This is a genomic window from Entomomonas sp. E2T0 (assembly GCF_025985425.1).
GTDB lineage: Bacteria > Pseudomonadota > Gammaproteobacteria > Pseudomonadales > Pseudomonadaceae > Entomomonas.
This window is the reverse complement of sequence record NZ_CP094972.1, coordinates 275,906-295,905: the sequence shown is the minus strand read 5'-3', so window position 1 is coordinate 295,905 and position 20,000 is coordinate 275,906. Positions and strand designations below refer to the sequence as shown.

Here is a 20,000-nt window from a genome sequence, read left to right as displayed (position 1 = left end):
AAACTTTTATATTATGAAAAGGTTTTGCAGTCATGAAAATACTAGACTTTCGTAGTGAGTGTAACTACTTACTAGCTAAAGTTAAACTGGCTAATAATGCTGTAAGTACTGAGATTAAATGCCGCAAGTGTAAGCAAGTACAAACTAACATTATTAGCCACAATACTAACGAAATTAGGTGTAATCATTGCGACCATTTATTAGCTATAGCTAAAAGCAATAACGACTTTACCCAGCTATCTATTAAATGCCGTATAAGTAAATCAATTAATAACTTAATCTTACAGGCAAACTAGCCTAATCAGTACGAGCGCTCAAAGTGCCAGAGATCGCAGTAATGGCACGAAAACCCAACCACCACCCAAAAGCGCCAGGTATCTTTAAAGCGCCAATAACCCAACAAATAGACTATATAAAAGGTACAGAAGCAATAGCAGGCTTTGGTAATAAAGACTTTTATGTAGCTATTATTCCTTCAAAATTAGCCCGTGAAATTATTATAGCTAACCACTATTCAAAGCGAATAGTTAATAACTCTTATATTCATTTAGGCGTATATGTAGATGGCATAATGCGTGGCGTACTACAGTTCGGCTATATGTTAAACCAAACAAAATACGGCTTAGAAAAGATAGTAACAGGCACTAAACAAGGTGACTATTTAGAGCTTAATAGAATGTGGTTAGATGACATAGCCCCAAGGAACAGCGAAAGTAAGGCCATAAGCTATGCTATTAAGTACATTAAAAAAGCCTGCCCTATGGTTGGTTGGATACAATCATTCGCAGATGAACGCTGCGGCTGTTTAGGCGTAGTATATCAAGCGGCAAACTTCTTATACTTTGGTCATCATAAGACACACTTTTATGAGCTTAATGGTGAAACTTATCACTCTATGCTATTAAGTGTACGCAAAGCTAACCCTTGCCCAAGGGATAAGCATTTAATGGATAACCTATCTAAAGCAAAGCGGCAATCGCTAACACAATTTAGATACATTTACTTTATTAAAAGATCATGGATAGCACGTTGCAAAGTAAAACCGCTACCATATCCAAAACCAAACCAACCACTACCCAGTAGGTCAATAAAAGTAAATAGACTAAAAAAGCCCAGCTAAAAACTGGGCTTAATGCTAAAATTTGAAAAAGATTTGCATATAGTGAAAAAGTAGTTAAGCTTTAAATATGAAAGAAAAACCGTTCAAATATGAAACCGCGCTACAGAAAGAGCAAAAACAGCATGGAAATTAATAAATGATAATAGATTCAAAAAATAATATTATTTGGAGGTATTTAGATGAATACAAAGATAGTATGCAATCAACATATTTGGTTTACAGTAAGTCTGATTTATGAAATGGATATAAATAATCAAAAAATAACAAATGACGGCAGTTGGGAGGAAAGTATACTTCTTATTGATGCGTTGTCATCAGAAGATGCTATAGAAAAGGCTATTTTACTTGGTAAAAAGAAAGAAATTGAATACTCCAATAGTTATAACGAGCATTGCCAATGGCGTTTTATTGGTGTAGCGAATTGCTATCAAATACTTGATGAAGAGATTGGTGAAGGATGTGAAGTTTTTTCTCGATTTTTACGTCCAGAAGAAGGCAAAAGCTTGTTAACACCGTTTGAGAGTTAAAGCTTCAGTTATTAATGCCATTATTTATGGATATTTTATTACCCCCTATTAATAACTAGGGGGTATCTTATAACTATTTATGGTGATTTATGATCTTAAAAGATAATCAGCAAAAAATACAATATGAGAAAGTAATGGATTTTTATAACAAAGATAATATTCAGTTATCCATATGAATTATTTGAGCAATTAGCAAATAAAGGCGTTCCAGAAGCTTGTGAAATGCTTAGCTTTATTTATAGAGTAGATGAACCTTTCAAGGATAGTTTGCAATCATCCCAATGGAATGATAAGTATCTATTTTTTTTAAAGAAATATTCCGATGATGGTAATTTGGAAGCTACATTGGAGTTAGGGCGAGCATATCAGTATGGTTCATGTATAGGAATTAATAATAAAAAGGCGGTTGCTCTAATTACTAAAGCGGCTGAGGGCGGGCTTGATGAAGCTCAATTTCATTTACAAGGGCTATATAGATATGGTTGGGCAGGTTTAGCAAAAGATTATGAGAAAGTGTCATATTGGCTAGATAAAGCAGCTGCACAAGAACATTTAGAAGCGTTATATCAGAAAGGATTGGATTTATTAGTATTAGATAGTAATCGTTCTAAAGGAATAAACTATATAAAAAGATCTGCTGACTTAGGCTTTTGGGTAGCTATAGAGTATTTAGATAGTTTTAGAAAGTAAATTGATACAATATTACAGTATTTAAGAGGATGAGTTCAGAGTTACCTTTTAGTGTTTAATGGAATATCAAATACTTTTGGGTATAAAATATAAAAAAATACCCAATAAATAATATGTTTAGAGAAAATAACGATTGATAACTAATTTAATTAAATTCAAAAAAGGAATATTTGTTATATTATTGGTGATTATGATTTCATGCTCTGCCTATGCTCAGAAATCAACAGTTATACCTACCAATAGTTATGCATTAGAACTTTTAGATAAGAGATACCTAGAAGAAAATAATGAGATAGGAGAGAAGGAGTTAGTTAGTTCTAAAGTAATGGCATTAGATTTAGCCGAAATTTATATAAAAAACTATTATGGAGAGAAAGTTGCTAATGAGCAAAAACCTTATCTTATAGCAGATAATCAAAATGAATGGATAATAACGGGCCAGATTTTACAACAACCAATTCTTACTGCAGGTGGTACATTTTTAATAGTAATTTCTAAAACTGATGGTAAAGTTATTGGGTTAATGCACGATCGATAAACTATAGTTATCCTAGATAATTTTCTAGGATAACTAAGTTTAGTTTAGCAAGTTACTGAAATTATAATTACTCTTATGATAATTGAACTGCCAAGAATAAAGTCAATGGGAGAAAAACAGATGTTAAATAAATTACTAATCAGTATATTACTGTTTTGTACAATTAATATTTGTAATGGAGAGGGAGAATGTGAAAATTATAATAATAAAAATTACAGGAGTTTAATTCCTTCAATAGAAATTGATTTTAATAATTATAATGTGGTATTAGCTGTTGAAAATACTTCTGATGATTTTATTATAATTGATGATCCTTTTGGTTATAACAGAGATGAGCTTGAGAATATACCAGTAAATAATGTTTATTCTACTAGTCGGTTAGGAAGAGTATATCCTTTAGGCTTTCATGTTTATATAAAAGATACTACTACACAAGAAGTAAAAAATTATTCTAGAGTATCTATTAATATGTCAGTGATATCTACCATACAACCTTTTGTAACAAAACCATATGCAAAGTATCAATTAGAGTTTAATTTGGAAGATTTAAGAGACAGTAAAACAGGGAGAGTAGTCACAGATAAAGATTTAAAAAATAAATTAATTAAGGCTTGTTTTACAATAGGTGTACCACATAAAGATGGTTACAGAATAGGTGTAGTTAGTAAAGAGACAGCTTGGATATTATTAAAGTAAAAATAGGCAATTTAATTGCTTATATAAAATCTGAGTTTCTTTATGTCTAAATAATAAACATAATATAAATAATTTTACTTCATCCTTTTAAGGATAAGCGAGCATGAAAATTAAAATTTTTATTATCTATGCTGTTATTGTATTAAATTTAATAAACCTATGTTTTGCAGAAGCATTATTACCAGAAGTTAAAAAAAGCTTAGAAATTCCTAATATAAATTTAAATAAAATAGATCAAAATGCATTTGTTGGTTTAGTAGCTATAGATGCGCCAATAAATATGAATCCACAGGAAATAGAAAAGGAAATAATATTATAAGAGATTTAAGCCATTTAGTTCCTAATAGAAATGTTAGAGGGTATCAAGGCTTTGGTTTTAGTAATATGATTTGGGGGGGGATTCAAGAATAGGTTGGGGAAAAACTTATAAAAATGGAGTACAACAATGACTCGAAAAACATTTCAAACTTTTATCTACACTTCGCTAATATTATTAATACTAAGTTTATTTATGTTAAGTGGGGTGTTTTTTGTGGCTATTTTTTTATCATCACTATATATTTTGATAGGTAATATTATTGTAAAATATTGCAATAAATTGAGTGAAGCTGCTTTGGGGGTAGTTGTTGCATTGTCTTGTGCTTTTTCACCCTTTCTTTTATATTTGTTAATGCCTATTTTACATCCATTAAAATTTTGATTTTTATAATTAATTAAAATAATATTTAAATAACTTTTCTATAGTTATTTTAAATTGAGAAGTAAATATGTATAAAAACTTCTCAATTTTTAATGATGTTTTTAATCTACACTAGCTAATGAAGGCCCATTGAATACAGAAACCACCACTACAAAACAAAAGTGCCATGATATAGTAGTAACTATATCATGGTTTTTTAATGGAAGCTTATGATCTTACAAGATATTAAATTAATAGCAGAATATGACAAAGCAATGGATTTTTACAACAAAGATAATATTCAGTTATCCATTGAATTATTTGAGCAATTAGCAAATAAAGGCGTTCCAGAAGCTTGTGAAATGCTTAGCTTTATTTATAGAGTAGATGAACCTTTCAAGGATAGTTTGCAATCATCCCAATGGAATGATAAGTATCTATTTTTTTTAAAGAAATATTCCGATGATGGTAATTTGGAAGCTACATTGGAGTTAGGGCGAGCATATCAGTATGGTTCATGTATAGGAATTAATAATAAAAAGGCGGTTGCTCTAATTACTAAAGCGGCTGAGGGCGGGCTTGATGAAGCTCAATTTCATTTACAAGGGCTATATAGATATGGTTGGGCAGGTTTAGCAAAAGATTATGAGAAAGTGTCATATTGGCTAGATAAAGCAGCTGCACAAGAACATTTAGAAGCGTTATATCAGAAAGGATTGGATTTATTAGTATTAGATAGTAATCGTTCTAAAGGAATAAACTATATAAAAAGATCTGCTGACTTAGGCTTTTGGGTAGCTATAGAGTATTTAGAAAATTTAACAAATAAAGAATAAAAGAGGTATTTTTAATACTTGTATAAAAAGATCATTATCATAAAGAAAATTATTAAAAAGATTTATTAAGAGTTAATTATGAAATATAAAAAAATAGCGGTGATAGTTTTGATATTTTTAATAATATTTTTAGTCTTTATGATTTACTACTATCAAATGAGTAAAGGAATTATGAAAGAAGCTTTTAATGAAACTAATAGATTTAAAAAACAAGTAGAGGAGTTTTATAAAGATAATGGGTATTGCCCTGAGGAGGAGGGAGAACATGTTAATAAATTTTTATCAGTAATCAATTTAAAAAAAGGAATTGATGAAAATACTTGTTTAATAGTGGCTAATATAGCTGAGCGATCCCCAACGGTTGGAGGAAAAAAGCTTACTTTAGAGGCAGTTTTTAATGAGGATCGCTCTGTAAAATATTGGAAATGTTCTACAGATGTATGGTACGAGTCTATTATAAATGCATGCCATTAAGTTTAGATAAGATTCTTTTAAAAATTCAAAAATAAATTTTACGTTAAGAGATTAATAGATTTGTTAATCTCTTAATTTTTAAGTAAGCATTATAATTTGAATTAAACGTTGTTTCGCTTATTATAATCTTGCATTTATTTCCCATTATGTTAAAAATAACAATGAGATTAATAAAAAAGGTAACAAGTAGCTATGAAGATTGGACGACGTGTTAGACGTTCGAGGCTTTTAATTACATCAGGGATTCGATTGGTTATTGTTTGTTTAGTGCTTATTGTTGTCGCATTAACTTTTAAAATGGTATGGTTAATGGAAACAGTAGCTATTGTGGCTATTTTGGTAGCTATTTTTACAGCATTTGAATATTGGTCTGTTAAGCGCTTTAAACCAAGAAAACGTTAATTTATAGCTATTGCCTTATAATTTTATACGTCGTTGAATGACTTTGTCGTACTAGTTGTACTGTCTTCAGTCATTCGCCTCGTCTAAAATTATATAGAAACAGCTATATATTCCATTCTTTAAAGATACGTTCTTCTGCTACCCGTCTTGATGCTAAACGGTCTGCTTGTCTAGTGGGTTCAGGAAGTTTGTATTTTGTTAAGCAATTAGTTACCCAATTAATCGCAGAATCTAAGCAAATACGGTGGCCTATAGAGATAAAGAGTGGATTAATATTATCTTTTGAGCGCAATACAGCACCAATTGTTTCTCCTTTATCTTCTAGTGGTACCCAGTTTCCTTTATGTTCAGGAACAGTTTGGTATTTTCCACAGAGTCTTTTTTTAGCCACACCAATAGTAGGAATATCTAGCCATAAGCCTAGATGAGAGGCTACGCCTAAACGACGAGGGTGAGCAATGCCTTGTCCATCTACCATAATTAAGTCTGGTTGTTGTTTAAGTTGCTGAAAGGCGGCAATAGCTGCTGGCACTTCTCTAAAAGATAATAACCCTGGGATATAGGGCATTCTTGTTACTTCACGATGGAGTGCATAGTCCACTACTTTAAGTGAGGGATATTCTAATACGACAATAACTGCACGGGTTAAGGTGGTGTCATTTTGTTGTTCAAAACCTATATCTACGCCTGCAATATAGTTAATAGTAGCAGGGAGTTGGTCTGTTCTTTCCACTTGCGATGCTAGTTGTTTTTGTATAGTAATTGCTTCTTGAGGGTTTTGTGTCCATTGATGCAATATCATTGTTACCTCTGTTTATTTTAACTAATTTAAACCTTTAATAAAACGTGTTAATGCTGCCTCACCACTTACTAGAAGGATACCTAGTAAAATAAGAATTGCGCCTATAATAAAGTTAATTGTAAGCTTTTCGCCTAGTATTAATACACCAAAAGTTACACCAAACATAGGGGTCATAAAAGAAAATACGGCTAAATTATTGGCTAAATATTGGCGTAGTAACCAGAACCATACTAAGTAGCTGACAAAAGAAACAATAACACCTTGGAACAGTAAACTACTCACAGACATAGGTGTTAAGTTAAACGTAGCAAATTGTCCTGTTACTAATGCAATCAGTAGTAGTGAAATAAAAGCAATAAATAGTTGATAAAATAAAGTTAGACTGGCTGGTGCTTCAGAGAGTTTAGTTGATCGTACTACTACCGTAGTTGCTCCCCATGCAATACCTGCAAGTAATCCAAATAAGTCACCTAGTAATATCGTGGTATTCATTTCACTAAAGGAAATGCTACCACCAAAAGCCACTAGTACCCCAATAAAGCAGACAGTAATACCAAGCCATTGCAAAGGCTTTAAGCGTTCGCTGGCAACAAAAAAGTTTAATCCTAAGGCAGAAAAAATGGGAGCTGTATAAAGAAATACGGCCATGTGTGAGGCAGAGGTATATTGTAAACCAAGTGCAATAAATAAAAATTCACTAGCAAATAGTAATCCCACCACCATACCTGCTTTAGAAGTACCTTGCCATGAAGGCTGCCAACCTCCTTTAATAACTAATACAATAGCTACTAAAAAAGCAGCAATACCTGAGCGTAGACTGGCTTGTACAATGGTAGCAATATCTCCCACCACTAGTTTAATAGCGATTTGTTGTAATCCCCAAGTAACACAAAGTATAAGCATTACTTGAAACATAAAAAAATCAGCAGATTTACGCATAACACGCTCTAATGTTTATTTTAAAAAGTGGGAATACTAAAGAAGTCAGCTATAAGTTATCTATTGTAGTTGGCTGTTAGTATTTGGTTTTACAAAGGATTATTATGATAACTCTGTTTTATAGTAAAGACGATAGTAACTATTAGCTTCTTAAGTAAATAGTCATGATTCTTTTAGGATGCTTTGTTTATGGGAAACTATTTGTATTAATTACCGTCTTAGCTTTGTGTTATTTTGATTATTAGTTATCTTTGTAGGATAGAAATGAATACTCATACTAGAAAACCATTACCTGATCTTTTTTTAAATGCATTAAAGCTTTCCTTAGGTGATCAAGTATCCACTGCATTAGCCGTAAGAGAACATCATGGGCGTGATGAGTCAATGTATGATATTTGTCCTCCAGATGCGGTGGTGTTTGCACGTTCTACAGAAGATGTAGTGACGGTAGTTAAGTTATGTAATGAGTATGAAGTGCCTGTTATTCCTTTTGGTGTCGGCTCTTCCATTGAAGGGCATGTATTGCCTTTTTCAGGTGGAGTAACCATTGATTTCTCTGAAATGAATCAGGTTGTTGCCATTAATCCAGAGGATTTAACCGCTACTGTGCAAGCTGGCGTAACTCGTAAACAATTAAATCAAGAAATTCGTCATACAGGTTTGTTCTTCCCCATTGATCCTGGTGCAGATGCCTCTATTGGTGGTATGGCTGCTACTCGTGCTTCAGGTACCAATGCTGTGCGTTATGGAACAATGCGGGATAATGTACTTTCTTTAACAGTAGTTACTGCGGAAGGTAAAGTAATACGTACTGCTAGTCGTGCTAAAAAGTCTGCTGCAGGTTATGATTTAACAGCTATTTTTGTGGGGAGTGAGGGAACTCTAGGTATTATTACTGAGGTGACTGTTAAGTTACATGTTCAACCAGAGGGAATCTCTGCTGCTATTTGTAGTTTCCCTACTGTACAAGACGCTGTGCAGTGTGTCATTAGTACTATTCAAATGGGTATCCCAATTGCCCGCGTGGAAATTATGGATACTGCGGCTGTTAATGCAGTTAATCAATATAGCCAACTTTCTTTGAAAGAATCCCCTGTATTGTTGTTTGAATTTCATGGTACGCCTGCAAGTGTTGAAGAGCAAGCCACTATGGTGCAAGAGATAGCTAAAGAAAGTGGTGGTCTAGATTTTAGTTGGGCAACACAAACGGAAGACCGTAGTAAGTTATGGACTGCTAGACATAATGCGTTTTTTGCTTCTATGCAATTAAAACCTGGTTGTCGTGGTGTAAGTACAGATGTCTGTGTACCTATTTCTAGGCTAGCAGAGAGTATTGATATAACTATTCAGGAGTTAGCTAAGTCAACCATTCCTTACACTATTGTAGGACATGTGGGGGATGGTAATTATCATGTTATTTTATTGATTGATCGGCATAATTCAGAGGAGGTTGCGGAGATGGAGCGTATTAATCACGGCATAGTGCAACGTGCTATTGAAATGGACGGAACTTGTACGGGGGAGCATGGTGTAGGTGTACATAAAATGTCTTTCTTAGTGGAAGAACATGGTGAAGATGCTTTGGATATGATGCGTGCTTTAAAGCGTGCTTTTGACCCAAAAAATATCTTAAATCCTGGGAAAATAGTACATTTAAAAAATACATGATGCTTGTTAGCGATTAGTGTAAAAACCCATCTACTCTTTATATTTAACCATGTTATGATAGCTCAATAATTTTCTGCACCTACTTGATGCATTATATTGTTTATAAGTATTATTTTGGTGCGTTGTTTAGTTCTTTTATTAATAGATAGAGTTATGCAATTATCTAAGTAAGCGATTCTCTATTAATAATTAAGGATGGCATATAATTTGCTATTTACTAGTAAAGGTTTCTAAACTAACAGTTTACTTGGTGTTGATTTGCTGGGACTGCCTAAATAATCCAGCTATATTTCTTGGAGAATAACATGTCAAAAGCGGTACAACTAATTAAAGAACATAATGTAAAGTGGGTTGATTTGCGTTTTACAGATACTAAGGGCAAGCAACAGCACGTTACTATTCCAGCTCATGTTGTTGATGAAGACTTTTTTGAGTCTGGACAAATGTTTGATGGTTCATCTATTGCAGGTTGGAAAGGAATTGAAGCTTCTGACATGATTTTAATGCCAGATGATAGCTCAGCTGTGATCGATCCATTTACTACTGATCCTACCTTAATTCTAGTTTGCGATATTATTGAACCTTCTACCATGCAAGGTTATGATCGTGATCCTCGTGGTATCGCAAGACGTGCAGAAGAATATTTAAAATCAACTGGGATTGGTGATACAGTTTTTGTTGGTCCAGAGCCAGAATTCTTTATTTTTGATGAAGTAAAATATAAATCAGATATTTCTGGTTCAATGTTTAAAATTTATTCTGAACAAGCTTCTTGGAATACAGATGCTGATTTTGAAGATGGTAACAGAGGCCACCGTCCAGGTGTAAAAGGTGGTTACTTCCCAGTACCTCCTGTTGATCATGACCATGAAATCCGTACAGCAATGTGTAATGCATTGGAAGAAATGGGTTTAGAAGTTGAAGTTCATCACCATGAAGTGGCTACAGCAGGTCAAAATGAAATTGGTGTTAAATTCAACACACTAGTGACTAAAGCAGATGAAGTACAAACTTTAAAATATGTAATCCATAATGTAGCAGATATTTATGGTAAAACAGCTACCTTCATGCCTAAACCTTTGTATGGTGATAATGGTTCAGGTATGCATGTGCATATGTCTATTGCAAAAGATGGTAAAAATACCTTTGCTGGTGATGGTTATGCAGGCCTTTCTGAAACAGCTTTATACTTTATTGGCGGTATCATCAAACATGGTAAAGCATTAAATGGTTTTACTAACCCATCTACTAACTCTTATAAGCGTTTAGTTCCTGGTTTTGAAGCACCTGTAATGCTCGCTTATTCGGCACGTAACCGTTCAGCTTCTATTCGTATTCCTTATGTGAATAATCCAAGAGGCCGTCGTATTGAGGCGCGTTTCCCAGATCCAGCAGCTAACCCCTATTTAGCTTTTGCAGCATTATTAATGGCTGGTTTAGATGGTATTCAAAATAAAATCCATCCTGGTGATGCAGCAGATAAAAACTTATATGATTTACCACCAGAAGAGTCAAAAGCAATTCCACAAGTGTGTGGTAGCTTAAAAGAAGCATTAGAAGCATTAGATGCTGATCGTGCGTTCTTAACAAAGGGTGGTGTATTCAGTGATGAATTTATTGACGCATTTATTGAACTAAAATCTGCTGAAGAAATCAAAGTAAGGACATTCGTACATCCATTAGAGTACGATTTGTACTACAGCGTTTAAGCGTTTAGTAGAAATACAGCATAGTTTTCAGGGACAATAGCTTTAAAAGGCTAAATAAAGTAAAACCTCATAAAGTGATTTATGGGGTTTTCTTTTTTAACCACCTTCAACAATATCATTTAATTTATTCCATGTATAATTAACGCTATAGTATTTTTGATTATTAATAGCGATGACTAAAACAACCTATGCTAAATTAACTTGGGATGAACAAGGGCAGCCTGTTTCAACTGAGTTTGATGATATCTACTTTTCTAAAACATCTGGTCTAGATGAAACCTATTATGTTTTCTTAAAACATAATAATTTATTAGAACGTTTTAGAAATTTAAAAAATAATAACTGTTTTGTTATTGGTGAAACAGGTTTCGGTTCTGGGTTAAATTTTTTATCTGCTTGGCAATTATTTGAAGAAGTAGCTCCTCATCATGCTAGGTTACATTATATTAGTGTTGAAAAATACCCTTTGACTATACAAGACTTAGGGCAAGCACTAAGTTTGTGGGATGATTTGGCTAAATTCAGTAAAGAATTAATTAACCAATATGTCGCTATTCATGAAGGCTACCAGAATTTTATTTTTGCTAATGGTAGAGTAGCGTTAACATTATTAGTCGGTGATGTACATGAACAGTTACCTAAGTTAAATGCTAAAGTGGATGCATGGTTTTTAGATGGTTTCTCGCCTGCAAAAAATCCACAAATGTGGACAGATGATTTATTTAAACAGTTAGCTCGCCTATCAAAAATTAATACTACCTTAGCTACTTTTACTAGTGCAGGCTTTGTGCGTAGAGGCTTGCAGGAAGCTGGTTTTGTTGTTGCAAAAGATAAAGGATTTGCTAATAAACGAGAAATGCTTTACGGACATTTTCAAGGAGTAATAGAATCTAGACCTAATCGTCGTAATATAACACCTCCTTGGTATAGCCGTCTTGCTGAAACAAACTTTGCTAATCGAACTGCTATTGTTATTGGTGCAGGTGTGGCAGGGGCTTCGTCAGCAGCTAGTTTAGCCGCTAGAGGGTGGCAGGTTACAGTATTAGAGCGTAATCATGATATTGCTTTGGAAGGGTCAGGTAACGCGCAGGGGATACTTTATTTAAAATTATCTGCTCATCAAACACTACAGTCACGCTTATTAATAGAGGGTTTTGGTTATACCCGACGTTTACTAGAGTCTCTAACAAATCAAGGAAAATTAACTAAAAATGAAGACTGGCAAGATTGTGGTGTTCTACAATTAGCTTTTGATGATAAAGAACAAAAACGCCAACAACAACTAGCAGAAGCTTTTTCATCTTCATTGTTATATCCAGTTGATCAACAACAAGCAAATCAGTTAGCAGGCCTAACTGTTAATAATAATGGTTTATTTTTTCCAGAAGGCTGTTGGGTTAAACCCCGTAAGTTATGCCAGGCATTATTAGATCACCCAAATATTAAAGTGTTGTGTAATCAAAATGTAGTATCGTTGGATTATCAAGTAACACATTGGAATGTTTTAAGTGGTGAAAATACTTTAGCTACTGCTGATATTGTTGTCTTGGCGGGGGCAGCTGACACTAAGCAATTTATGATGACTAATAAGTTGCCTATTAAAGCTATTCGAGGACAAACCACAGAGTTACCTGTAACTGATAGTAGTCAAGCATTATCAACAATAGTATGCAGTGATGGTTATATTTCTCCAGCGAGAGACAGTAAACATTGTTTAGGTGCTACCTTTAACTTTCATGCAGCAGATTTAGCATTGAGTAACAAAGAGCATCGAGAAAATATCCAAACATTAAAAACAATATCTTTAGATTTGGGTGATCGGTTACAAGTAGATCATTTGGACATAAATAGTTTAGAAGGGCGGGCAGCTTATCGTTGTACAGCGACTGACTATTTACCTCTAGTGGGGCCTATTGCAGATAGAGATACTTTTTTACATGATTATCAGGTTTTAATTAAAGATTCTAAAAAAACACCCAATATACCTTGCCATTGGATAAGAGGATTATTTTTAAATGTAGCACATGGTTCTAGAGGTTTAATAACTGCTCCCTTATGTGGTGAAATGTTAGCGAGTTGGATGGAAAATGAACCTTTTCCAATCGAGCAAGATTTAATGGAAGCATGTCATCCTAATCGATTTTATATAAGAGAACTTAAATATTTTAGACGTAATCAAGAGTGACATTAGGTAATGAATTATTTTCTTCTAATACGATAGGGAATTCTAAAGTTTTTCCATTTTTCCTTTTGTGATTTATTAAGAAATATAGTTATAGGGCTTTTTAAGATTTTGAAGAGTTTGTTAAGAAAATTAATGGTTTTAACTTTTTTATAATAAGCATTATACAAACTCTGATGTTTTTGTTTGATGTAGCTGTAAATATATTGAAAGTCTTTTTTGATTATTATATTGTTTCTTGAGTTAGATCTTATTCTATAAAAAAATAATATCTCATCTATTCGATAAAATTTTTTATTATCAGCAACAAAGTTTAACCAAAACTCCCAATCTTCATAGCCGTTATGACATGCCATGTCATAACCACAATATTTTTGCCAATCAGACTTTTTATAAAGAGCAGAGCAGACTACAACATTTCGTTGTATCATTTCTTCTGGGATAGCTTTTGGAAGTTTAAAAATCCCTGTTTTTGTACCAAAAAATTCTACTTGAGAGTAGACTACATCATAATGATTAGTTTCTATAGTGGTTAACAATTTTTCTAAACAATAAGGATGAATTCTATCATCGGCATCTAAAGGAAAAATATATTCACTTTGAGCAATCTGTATAGCATTATTTCTTGCTGTAACAACGCCTTTATTGGTTTGCTTTATTAGTTTAATGCGAGAGTCTTTATTAGCCCAAATTAGACATTTGTTATAACTATCATCTAATGAGCCATCATCTACAATAATAACTTCAATATCAGTCAAAGATGATGATAAAACACTAGATAAAGTTTCATCCAAATATTGCTCACAATTATAAACAGGTATAATGACTGATATTTTAGGCATGTTGATTAGAGTTTTCTAAATTGATTTTCTGATGAGGCTGATATATTGTTTTTTGATTAGTTAGATAGAACCCTATAGCAATAGGTAACCAAGTCATTAGCCAAATTCCATTCGGCTTATCCCATAAATATATCCCATCAAACTGTAAGGCTATTGAGGAAAAAATAAAAATTCCTAATAGTAATTTACCAATAGGTAGACTGCGATTTTTCCATGCTTGCCAGCCTGTATTAACCCATAAGATTAAATAAAGGATAAGTCCTGGCATACCTAGCCCTATACCTATATGAAGAAATAAATTATGGCTATGAGAGAATACAAGTTGCACTGTAAATGGTATTTGGTAAGGTGTAGCTAATCCTATTCCCATTGGGTTTTCTATAATCATTTGCAATGAGGTTAGTAGAATAGCAGGGCGATAAGAAAAACCTCTTTCAAAGAGTAAGTGGCTTGAAAAAATTAACAATAATATACAGCCAGATAAAATAATAAAAATAAACCACGGTTTTTGTTGTTGTTTTAGCCAAAAAAAACTTAATAGTAAATAGATGACTAAACTACCAATAGCCCCTCTACTACCTGTCCAGATAATAAAAGCTAAAAGTACTAACAGTGCAAAAAAACGAATAATTTGGATAAAAGCGTTTTTATTACAGTTATGAAGATGCAGTATGACAAATGCAATACCCATAGCATAACTGGCAATAATGGGGTTCTCTAGTGTATTGAAAGCAGCCATGCGGTCTGCAATAAGAGGATTGCGCCATGGCCATAGTAACATAGCAATAAGTGCGCAGGCGGCTAGTAGTAAGCTGCTAATAAATAGTGTGTTTTCAAATTTCTTAGGTTGTTTAAGGTTCCATACAACACAACCTAAGATAAAAATTATGATGTAAACGAGTCTTTTTAATTCTCTTATTTTTTGAATTTCTTGTGACCAATTGGTAGTAATAGCTGCCCATACAATGAGAACAATAAAAAACCATAATACGGGAGTCGTTCTAATATTTCTAAGTAATGATTTATGATAAATAATTATTAAACAAATGGCGGGTAGATAAAGAAAAATGTTCAATAATTGTGAATAAAGTTTATAAGGGAGTATAGCTAAACCAACAATAAGCATGATAACGCCATATTGGAATAAATTATTTATAAAAAATAATTCTCGAGAGTTATTCATAAATAGACTGTTCCATTTTTTTGATAAAACGTTCCCTAAGGATGAACAAATAGAAGTTATCCTTGTGGAGTAAAATTGTTTAAACAGGCTTTATGTAATGATGGTTATGACTATATGGAACCATTATAAAGCAACATATTGCCCTCTCTAAAAGTAGTGAAAAATTAAAAAATACTACTGATTTGAGGAGTTCTTGGTTTTCATATTTTCTAGAATTAGTAATCGCATGTATGTGCCTCCCTTTAATCCTTTACCTTTTGCTTCGTTGTCAAACCGAAGAGCATCATCTAAAGACAAGCGTACTAAATATTCTTTATAGGGGCGCTTTGCTTGTTTCAATTGAGTCGACATGACATAATTTCCTTAAGTATTGTTAGGTTTCGTTATGTTGTAAATTATCCACTTTCAATAGAGTTTATTATTCATTTGAATAACAATCAAGGTAAATATATTCCTTATGAGTGTAGGGGAACGGTTAAAAGAAGAAAGATTACGTTTGAATCTTTCACAAGAAGAGTTTGGTCAATTGGGTGGGGTGGCTAAGATAGCTCAATTCAATTATGAGAAAAATAAGCGAAAACCAGACATAGATTATTTAGAAAAAATTTATCAAAATGGTGTTGATATTTTATATATCGTTACTGGTAGAAGAGATGAGTTTTCTAAAGATGAAATTGAGTTAATTGGTTTATTTAGGCAAGCTCTCTTAAAGAAAAAAATAATTATCCTAAATCTTTTAACAGAGAGTAGTGATTAATCTTTTAGTAGGTTTTTGTTTAAATTATGAAGATCATACTAATAAATAATAGTTACTATACTAAAAATTAATAATAGATATGGAAATTATTAGAAATTTTGTTGTCTATTTAGATGTCTCACTGATTGTAGACAAAATTTTATTCTTTTTAGTACAGGGATTTTAAACAATGGTTACTGGCGTATGTTGCTATCCTTACTTAACTTTATGAGTAGATTGTACTAAAATAACAAAGATCAGGTTCTTTTGTATCATAGAAGCTGTTTTCAAAGCGTCACGAGTATTATCTTGGAACCCCTCTTTATTCCACGTAAAACTTTGAAAACAGCTTCCTATAAAGGGTCTTAATGGGAAAGCTGGAAATCCTAATCATAAATTATCCAGCCTAAGAATCACAAAGAGGGTAATACCGTGCTTGAAGCTTATCGTAAACATGTAGCCGAACGTGCTGCAATGGGAGTTGTTCCTCAACCGTTAACTGCTGACCAAACAGCCCAGCTAGTAGAATTATTAAAAAATCCGCCAAAGGGTGAGGAAGCATTTTTAGTAGATTTAATTAGTAATCGTGTTCCACCTGGGGTGGATGAAGCCGCTTATGTAAAAGCTGGCTTTTTATCAGCTATTGCTAAAGGTGAAACCAGTTCACCATTAATTAATAAACAATTAGCAGTTAAATTATTAGGTTCAATGCAAGGTGGTTATAATATTAACACTTTGGTTGGGCTATTAGATAATAGCGAGTTAGCTAGCCTAGCAGCGGATGAGTTAAAGCATACGCTATTAATGTTTGATGCATTCCATGATGTGGCTGAGAAAGCTAAAGCAGGCAATGCTAACGCTAAAGCGGTATTAGAGTCTTGGGCTAATGCTGAGTGGTTTACTTCACGTAAAGCACTACCAGAAAAAGTAACTATTGCTGTATTTAAAGTACCTGGTGAAACCAATACAGATGACCTTTCACCTGCACCTGATGCATGGTCTCGCCCAGATATCCCTTTACATGCTTTAGCTATGTTAAAAATGGCACGTGATGGTATTGAACCAGTTCAACCAGGCAGCGTAGGACCTTTAAAACAAATCGAAGAAGTTAAAGCTAAAGGTTATCCTGTTGCTTATGTCGGTGACGTGGTAGGCACAGGTTCTTCTCGTAAATCAGCCACTAACTCAGTGCTTTGGTATTTTGGTGAAGATATCCCTTATGTACCTAACAAGCGTGAAGGTGGTTTCTGCTTTGGTACTAAGATTGCTCCTATTTTCTATAACACAATGGAAGATGCTGGCGCGTTACCTATTGAGTTTGATGTATCTAACCTTAATATGGGCGACTTAATCGATCTTTATCCTTATGAGGGTAAAGTAACTAAGCATGATAGTGATGAAGTAATAACAACTTTTGAGCTTAAAACACCTGTGTTGTTAGATGAAGTTCGTGCTGGTGGTCGTATTCCTTTAATTATTGGTCGTGGTTTAACTGATAAAGCGCGTACCGAGCTAGGTTTAGGTCATTCAGATGTATTTAAGAAACCAGAAGTACCAGCTGACTCTGGTAAAGGTTTCTCTTTAGCACAGAAGATTGTTGGTCGTGCATGTGGTGTAGCAGGTATCCGTCCAGGTACTTACTGTGAACCAAAAATGACAAGTGTAGGCTCGCAAGATACTACAGGACCTATGACTCGTGATGAGTTAAAAGATTTAGCCTGTTTAGGTTTCTCTGCTGATTTAGTAATGCAGTCTTTCTGTCATACAGCTGCTTATCCAAAACCAATTGATGTAACTACGCAACATACCTTACCTGACTTTATTCGTAATCGTGGTGGTGTTTCTTTACGTCCTGGCGATGGTATTATTCATAGCTGGTTAAACCGTATGGTATTGCCAGATACTGTAGGTACCGGTGGCGACTCGCATACGCGTTTCCCAATGGGTATTTCTTTCCCAGCGGGTTCTGGTCTAGTTGCTTTCGCAGCTGCTACTGGTGTTATGCCATTGGATATGCCTGAGTCGGTGTTAGTGCGCTTTAAAGGCAAAATGCAACCAGGCATCACATTACGTGACTTAGTACATGCAATTCCTTACTATGCAATTCAACAAGGTTTATTAACTGTTGAGAAGAAAGGTAAGAAAAATATTTTCTCTGGTCGTATCTTAGAAATTGAAGGTTTAGACCACTTAACAGTTGAGCAAGCATTTGAGCTTTCTGATGCTTCTGCTGAACGTTCTGCGGCTGGTTGTACTATTAAACTTCCAGAATCAGCGATTGCTGAATACCTAAAATCTAACATCACTTTATTGCGTTGGATGATTGATCAAGGTTATGGCGATGCGCGTACTATTGAACGTCGTGCTAAGAAAATGGAAGAGTGGTTAGCTAATCCAGAATTGTTAGAAGCCGATAAAGATGCTGAATATGCAGCAGTGATTGAAATTGATCTAGCTGATGTAAAAGAGCCTATTCTTTGTGCTCCTAATGATCCAGATGATGCTCGTTTATTATCAACAGTAGCTGGTGATAAAGTGGATGAAGTATTTATTGGTTCATGTATGACTAATATTGGTCATTTCCGTGCCGCTGGTAAGTTACTTGAAAAAGTTAAGCATATTCCTACTCGTTTATGGATTGTGCCACCAACTAGAATGGATCAATATCAGTTGATTGAAGAAGGTTACTACAGTATCTTTGGTCGTGTAGGTGCTCGTACAGAAGTTCCTGGTTGTTCATTATGTATGGGTAACCAAGCGCGTGTTGAACCTAATAGTACAGTAGTTTCTACTTCAACTCGTAACTTCCCTAACCGTTTAGGCGATGGTGCTAATGTATATTTATCTTCTGCAGAGCTTGCTTCTGTAGCCGCTACTTTAGGTAAATTACCTACAGTACAAGAATATATGCAATATGCAGACACTATTAACACAATGGCTCCAGAGATTTATCGCTATTTAAATTTCGATCAAATGACTAATTATGTTAAAGCGGCCGAAAATGCCAAAATTGATGTAAAAATAGCCTAAATCATAAGCTACAAAAAATGGCGACTTTATAGTCGCCATTTTTATTGTGGGCGTTTAAAAAAGAAAAATAATCGATAACCAAATACATTTACACAAAGACCAATCATTACAGCAATTGAGCCTATAATTTCAAGGGTAGTAAGATGTTCATTTAAGAACCATGCGCTACTACTCATACCTATTATTGGCACTAATAATGAAAAAGGTGCAACAATACTGGCAGCATAACGTGACAGCATTTGTGCCCATAGCCCATAGGCTAATAAAGTAGCAATAAAGCCTAAATAGAGAACGGAAAGTATAGTGGTAAGGTTTATATTTAAAATACTGTCTTTAATCGTTGTAACACCTTCAAATATTATTGAGCAGGCAATTAGGGGAATGACAGAAACAACTCCACCCCAAATAGTTAAGTGCAAGGTATTCACTGGCTGTAATTTCTTGATTAAGATATTGCCTGTTGCCCATGAGAGACCAGCACAAAGAGTTAATAGTAATCCTATAAGTGTTGCATTAGTTCCAGCATCATAACCTATAATAATCAAACCAATAACGGCGATGGCTAAACCTAATAAAGTTTGTGGTCTAATAAATTCCTTTAATATAAAAGCTCCCATAATAATGGTAAAAAAGGCTTGTGATTGCATTACTAAAGAAGCGAGCCCTGCTGGCATACCAAAATAAATAGCAGTGAATAGAAAAGTGAATTGTCCAAAACACATCACCATTCCATAGATGATTAACCAAGAAAATTTAATTTTAGGTAATGGGAAAAATAATGCAGGAATAATCAGGGTAGCAAATCTTAACGCCCCAAAAAGTAGGGGAGGTACAGATAATAACCCCAATTTAGTAGCTACGAAACTAAAACCCCAAGATAAAATAACTATAAAAATTAGCATTAAATGGCGTAGGGGCATTTGTTAAACCTAAACTTGATAAAAATA

Annotated in this window: 20 protein-coding genes; 14 read left to right on the top strand and 6 right to left on the bottom strand. The window is 33.9% G+C overall.

Annotation, left to right across the window (positions count from 1 at the left end):
• Positions 1 to 319: 319 nt before the first annotated feature.
• From MTZ49_RS01460 to MTZ49_RS01420, 9 genes are all read left to right on the top strand, one after another.
• Positions 320 to 1,120, top strand: coding sequence for a hypothetical protein (locus tag MTZ49_RS01460; protein WP_264746648.1), 801 nt, complete (start codon positions 320 to 322; stop codon positions 1,118 to 1,120).
• Positions 1,121 to 1,299: 179 nt separating this feature from the next.
• The gene (locus tag MTZ49_RS01455) at positions 1,300 to 1,647 is read left to right on the top strand and encodes a DUF4288 domain-containing protein (protein ID WP_264746647.1); all 348 of its coding nucleotides are present in this window, start codon (positions 1,300 to 1,302) and stop codon (positions 1,645 to 1,647) included.
• Positions 1,648 to 1,869: 222 nt separating this feature from the next.
• Positions 1,870 to 2,337: a tetratricopeptide repeat protein gene (locus MTZ49_RS01450; protein ID WP_264746646.1), complete on the top strand. Its 468-nt coding sequence runs from the start codon at positions 1,870 to 1,872 to the stop codon at positions 2,335 to 2,337.
• Between the two features lie 190 nt (positions 2,338 to 2,527).
• Complete coding sequence (locus MTZ49_RS01445; RefSeq protein ID WP_264746645.1) at positions 2,528 to 2,875, top strand: YbbC/YhhH family protein; 348 nt, start codon at positions 2,528 to 2,530, stop codon at positions 2,873 to 2,875.
• A 120-nt stretch (positions 2,876 to 2,995) separates the two neighbouring features.
• Entirely contained in the window at positions 2,996 to 3,571 is a 576-nt protein-coding gene (locus MTZ49_RS01440; protein ID WP_264746644.1) for a hypothetical protein, read from the top strand.
• Positions 3,572 to 3,674: 103 nt separating this feature from the next.
• The gene (locus MTZ49_RS01435; protein ID WP_264746643.1) at positions 3,675 to 3,890 is read left to right on the top strand and encodes a hypothetical protein; all 216 of its coding nucleotides are present in this window, start codon (positions 3,675 to 3,677) and stop codon (positions 3,888 to 3,890) included.
• A gap of 590 nt (positions 3,891 to 4,480) precedes the next feature.
• Positions 4,481 to 5,086, top strand: coding sequence for a tetratricopeptide repeat protein (locus MTZ49_RS01430; protein ID WP_264746642.1), 606 nt, complete (start codon positions 4,481 to 4,483; stop codon positions 5,084 to 5,086).
• 78 nt (positions 5,087 to 5,164) lie between these two features.
• Positions 5,165 to 5,560, top strand: a complete 396-nt coding sequence (locus MTZ49_RS01425; protein WP_264746641.1) for a pilin — start codon at positions 5,165 to 5,167, stop codon at positions 5,558 to 5,560.
• 192 nt (positions 5,561 to 5,752) lie between these two features.
• Complete coding sequence (locus MTZ49_RS01420; RefSeq protein ID WP_264746640.1) at positions 5,753 to 5,962, top strand: hypothetical protein; 210 nt, start codon at positions 5,753 to 5,755, stop codon at positions 5,960 to 5,962.
• 103 nt (positions 5,963 to 6,065) lie between these two features.
• On the opposite strand, the gene nfi is transcribed toward MTZ49_RS01420, so the two are convergent.
• Positions 6,066 to 6,764 carry a deoxyribonuclease V gene (nfi, locus tag MTZ49_RS01415; RefSeq protein WP_264746639.1) on the bottom strand — a complete coding sequence of 233 codons (699 nt, stop codon included), beginning with the start codon at positions 6,762 to 6,764 and terminating at the stop codon, positions 6,066 to 6,068.
• Positions 6,765 to 6,785: 21 nt separating this feature from the next.
• Positions 6,786 to 7,703, bottom strand: a complete 918-nt coding sequence (locus MTZ49_RS01410; RefSeq protein WP_264746638.1) for a DMT family transporter — start codon at positions 7,701 to 7,703, stop codon at positions 6,786 to 6,788.
• A 264-nt stretch (positions 7,704 to 7,967) separates the two neighbouring features.
• On the opposite strand from MTZ49_RS01410, the gene MTZ49_RS01405 reads away from it, so the two are divergent.
• The 3 genes from MTZ49_RS01405 to mnmC all read left to right on the top strand — a co-directional run bounded on the left by MTZ49_RS01405 (position 7,968) and on the right by mnmC (position 13,265).
• Positions 7,968 to 9,371: an FAD-binding oxidoreductase gene (locus tag MTZ49_RS01405; RefSeq protein WP_264746637.1), complete on the top strand. Its 1,404-nt coding sequence runs from the start codon at positions 7,968 to 7,970 to the stop codon at positions 9,369 to 9,371.
• Between the two features lie 305 nt (positions 9,372 to 9,676).
• Complete coding sequence (gene glnA / locus MTZ49_RS01400; protein ID WP_264746636.1) at positions 9,677 to 11,080, top strand: glutamate--ammonia ligase; 1,404 nt, start codon at positions 9,677 to 9,679, stop codon at positions 11,078 to 11,080.
• A gap of 172 nt (positions 11,081 to 11,252) precedes the next feature.
• The gene (gene mnmC / locus MTZ49_RS01395; RefSeq protein WP_264746635.1) at positions 11,253 to 13,265 is read left to right on the top strand and encodes a bifunctional tRNA (5-methylaminomethyl-2-thiouridine)(34)-methyltransferase MnmD/FAD-dependent 5-carboxymethylaminomethyl-2-thiouridine(34) oxidoreductase MnmC; all 2,013 of its coding nucleotides are present in this window, start codon (positions 11,253 to 11,255) and stop codon (positions 13,263 to 13,265) included.
• 14 nt (positions 13,266 to 13,279) lie between these two features.
• On the opposite strand, the gene MTZ49_RS01390 is transcribed toward mnmC, so the two are convergent.
• From MTZ49_RS01390 to MTZ49_RS01380, 3 genes are all read right to left on the bottom strand, one after another.
• Positions 13,280 to 14,104, bottom strand: a complete 825-nt coding sequence (locus MTZ49_RS01390; RefSeq protein ID WP_264746634.1) for a glycosyltransferase family 2 protein — start codon at positions 14,102 to 14,104, stop codon at positions 13,280 to 13,282.
• On the bottom strand, positions 14,097 to 15,287 hold the full coding sequence (locus MTZ49_RS01385) for an O-antigen ligase family protein (protein WP_264746633.1): 1,191 nt from the start codon (positions 15,285 to 15,287) through the stop codon (positions 14,097 to 14,099). Before MTZ49_RS01385 ends, MTZ49_RS01390 begins: the two co-directional genes overlap by 8 nt.
• A 174-nt stretch (positions 15,288 to 15,461) precedes the next feature.
• The gene (locus tag MTZ49_RS01380) at positions 15,462 to 15,638 is read right to left on the bottom strand and encodes a hypothetical protein (protein ID WP_264746632.1); all 177 of its coding nucleotides are present in this window, start codon (positions 15,636 to 15,638) and stop codon (positions 15,462 to 15,464) included.
• Between the two features lie 106 nt (positions 15,639 to 15,744).
• Here MTZ49_RS01380 and MTZ49_RS01375 point away from each other — a divergent pair, with 106 nt between their 5' ends.
• Both MTZ49_RS01375 and acnB read left to right on the top strand, forming a co-directional pair.
• Positions 15,745 to 16,044 (top strand): helix-turn-helix domain-containing protein, encoded by a 300-nt coding sequence (locus tag MTZ49_RS01375; protein WP_264746631.1) that lies wholly within the window; start codon positions 15,745 to 15,747, stop codon positions 16,042 to 16,044.
• Positions 16,045 to 16,455: 411 nt separating this feature from the next.
• Entirely contained in the window at positions 16,456 to 19,053 is a 2,598-nt protein-coding gene (acnB, locus tag MTZ49_RS01370; RefSeq protein ID WP_264746630.1) for a bifunctional aconitate hydratase 2/2-methylisocitrate dehydratase, read from the top strand.
• Between the two features lie 41 nt (positions 19,054 to 19,094).
• Here the strand turns inward: acnB and MTZ49_RS01365 are convergent, their stop codons facing one another.
• Entirely contained in the window at positions 19,095 to 19,973 is an 879-nt protein-coding gene (locus MTZ49_RS01365; protein WP_264746629.1) for an EamA family transporter, read from the bottom strand.
• Positions 19,974 to 20,000: the final 27 nt, after the last annotated feature.

Coding starts and splice junctions, on each gene's coding strand:
- MTZ49_RS01455 (WP_264746647.1), top strand. CDS start 1,300: ATGAATACAAAGATAGTATGCAATCAACATATTTGGTTTACAGTAAGT.
- MTZ49_RS01450 (WP_264746646.1), top strand. CDS start 1,870: ATGCTTAGCTTTATTTATAGAGTAGATGAACCTTTCAAGGATAGTTTG.
- MTZ49_RS01445 (WP_264746645.1), top strand. CDS start 2,528: ATGATTTCATGCTCTGCCTATGCTCAGAAATCAACAGTTATACCTACC.
- MTZ49_RS01440 (WP_264746644.1), top strand. CDS start 2,996: ATGTTAAATAAATTACTAATCAGTATATTACTGTTTTGTACAATTAAT.
- MTZ49_RS01435 (WP_264746643.1), top strand. CDS start 3,675: ATGAAAATTAAAATTTTTATTATCTATGCTGTTATTGTATTAAATTTA.
- MTZ49_RS01430 (WP_264746642.1), top strand. CDS start 4,481: ATGATCTTACAAGATATTAAATTAATAGCAGAATATGACAAAGCAATG.
- MTZ49_RS01425 (WP_264746641.1), top strand. CDS start 5,165: ATGAAATATAAAAAAATAGCGGTGATAGTTTTGATATTTTTAATAATA.
- MTZ49_RS01420 (WP_264746640.1), top strand. CDS start 5,753: ATGAAGATTGGACGACGTGTTAGACGTTCGAGGCTTTTAATTACATCA.
- nfi (WP_264746639.1), bottom strand. CDS start 6,764: ATGATATTGCATCAATGGACACAAAACCCTCAAGAAGCAATTACTATA.
- MTZ49_RS01410 (WP_264746638.1), bottom strand. CDS start 7,703: ATGCGTAAATCTGCTGATTTTTTTATGTTTCAAGTAATGCTTATACTT.
- MTZ49_RS01405 (WP_264746637.1), top strand. CDS start 7,968: ATGAATACTCATACTAGAAAACCATTACCTGATCTTTTTTTAAATGCA.
- glnA (WP_264746636.1), top strand. CDS start 9,677: ATGTCAAAAGCGGTACAACTAATTAAAGAACATAATGTAAAGTGGGTT.
- mnmC (WP_264746635.1), top strand. CDS start 11,253: ATGACTAAAACAACCTATGCTAAATTAACTTGGGATGAACAAGGGCAG.
- MTZ49_RS01390 (WP_264746634.1), bottom strand. CDS start 14,104: ATGCCTAAAATATCAGTCATTATACCTGTTTATAATTGTGAGCAATAT.
- MTZ49_RS01385 (WP_264746633.1), bottom strand. CDS start 15,287: ATGAATAACTCTCGAGAATTATTTTTTATAAATAATTTATTCCAATAT.
- MTZ49_RS01380 (WP_264746632.1), bottom strand. CDS start 15,638: ATGTCGACTCAATTGAAACAAGCAAAGCGCCCCTATAAAGAATATTTA.
- MTZ49_RS01375 (WP_264746631.1), top strand. CDS start 15,745: ATGAGTGTAGGGGAACGGTTAAAAGAAGAAAGATTACGTTTGAATCTT.
- MTZ49_RS01365 (WP_264746629.1), bottom strand. CDS start 19,973: ATGCCCCTACGCCATTTAATGCTAATTTTTATAGTTATTTTATCTTGG.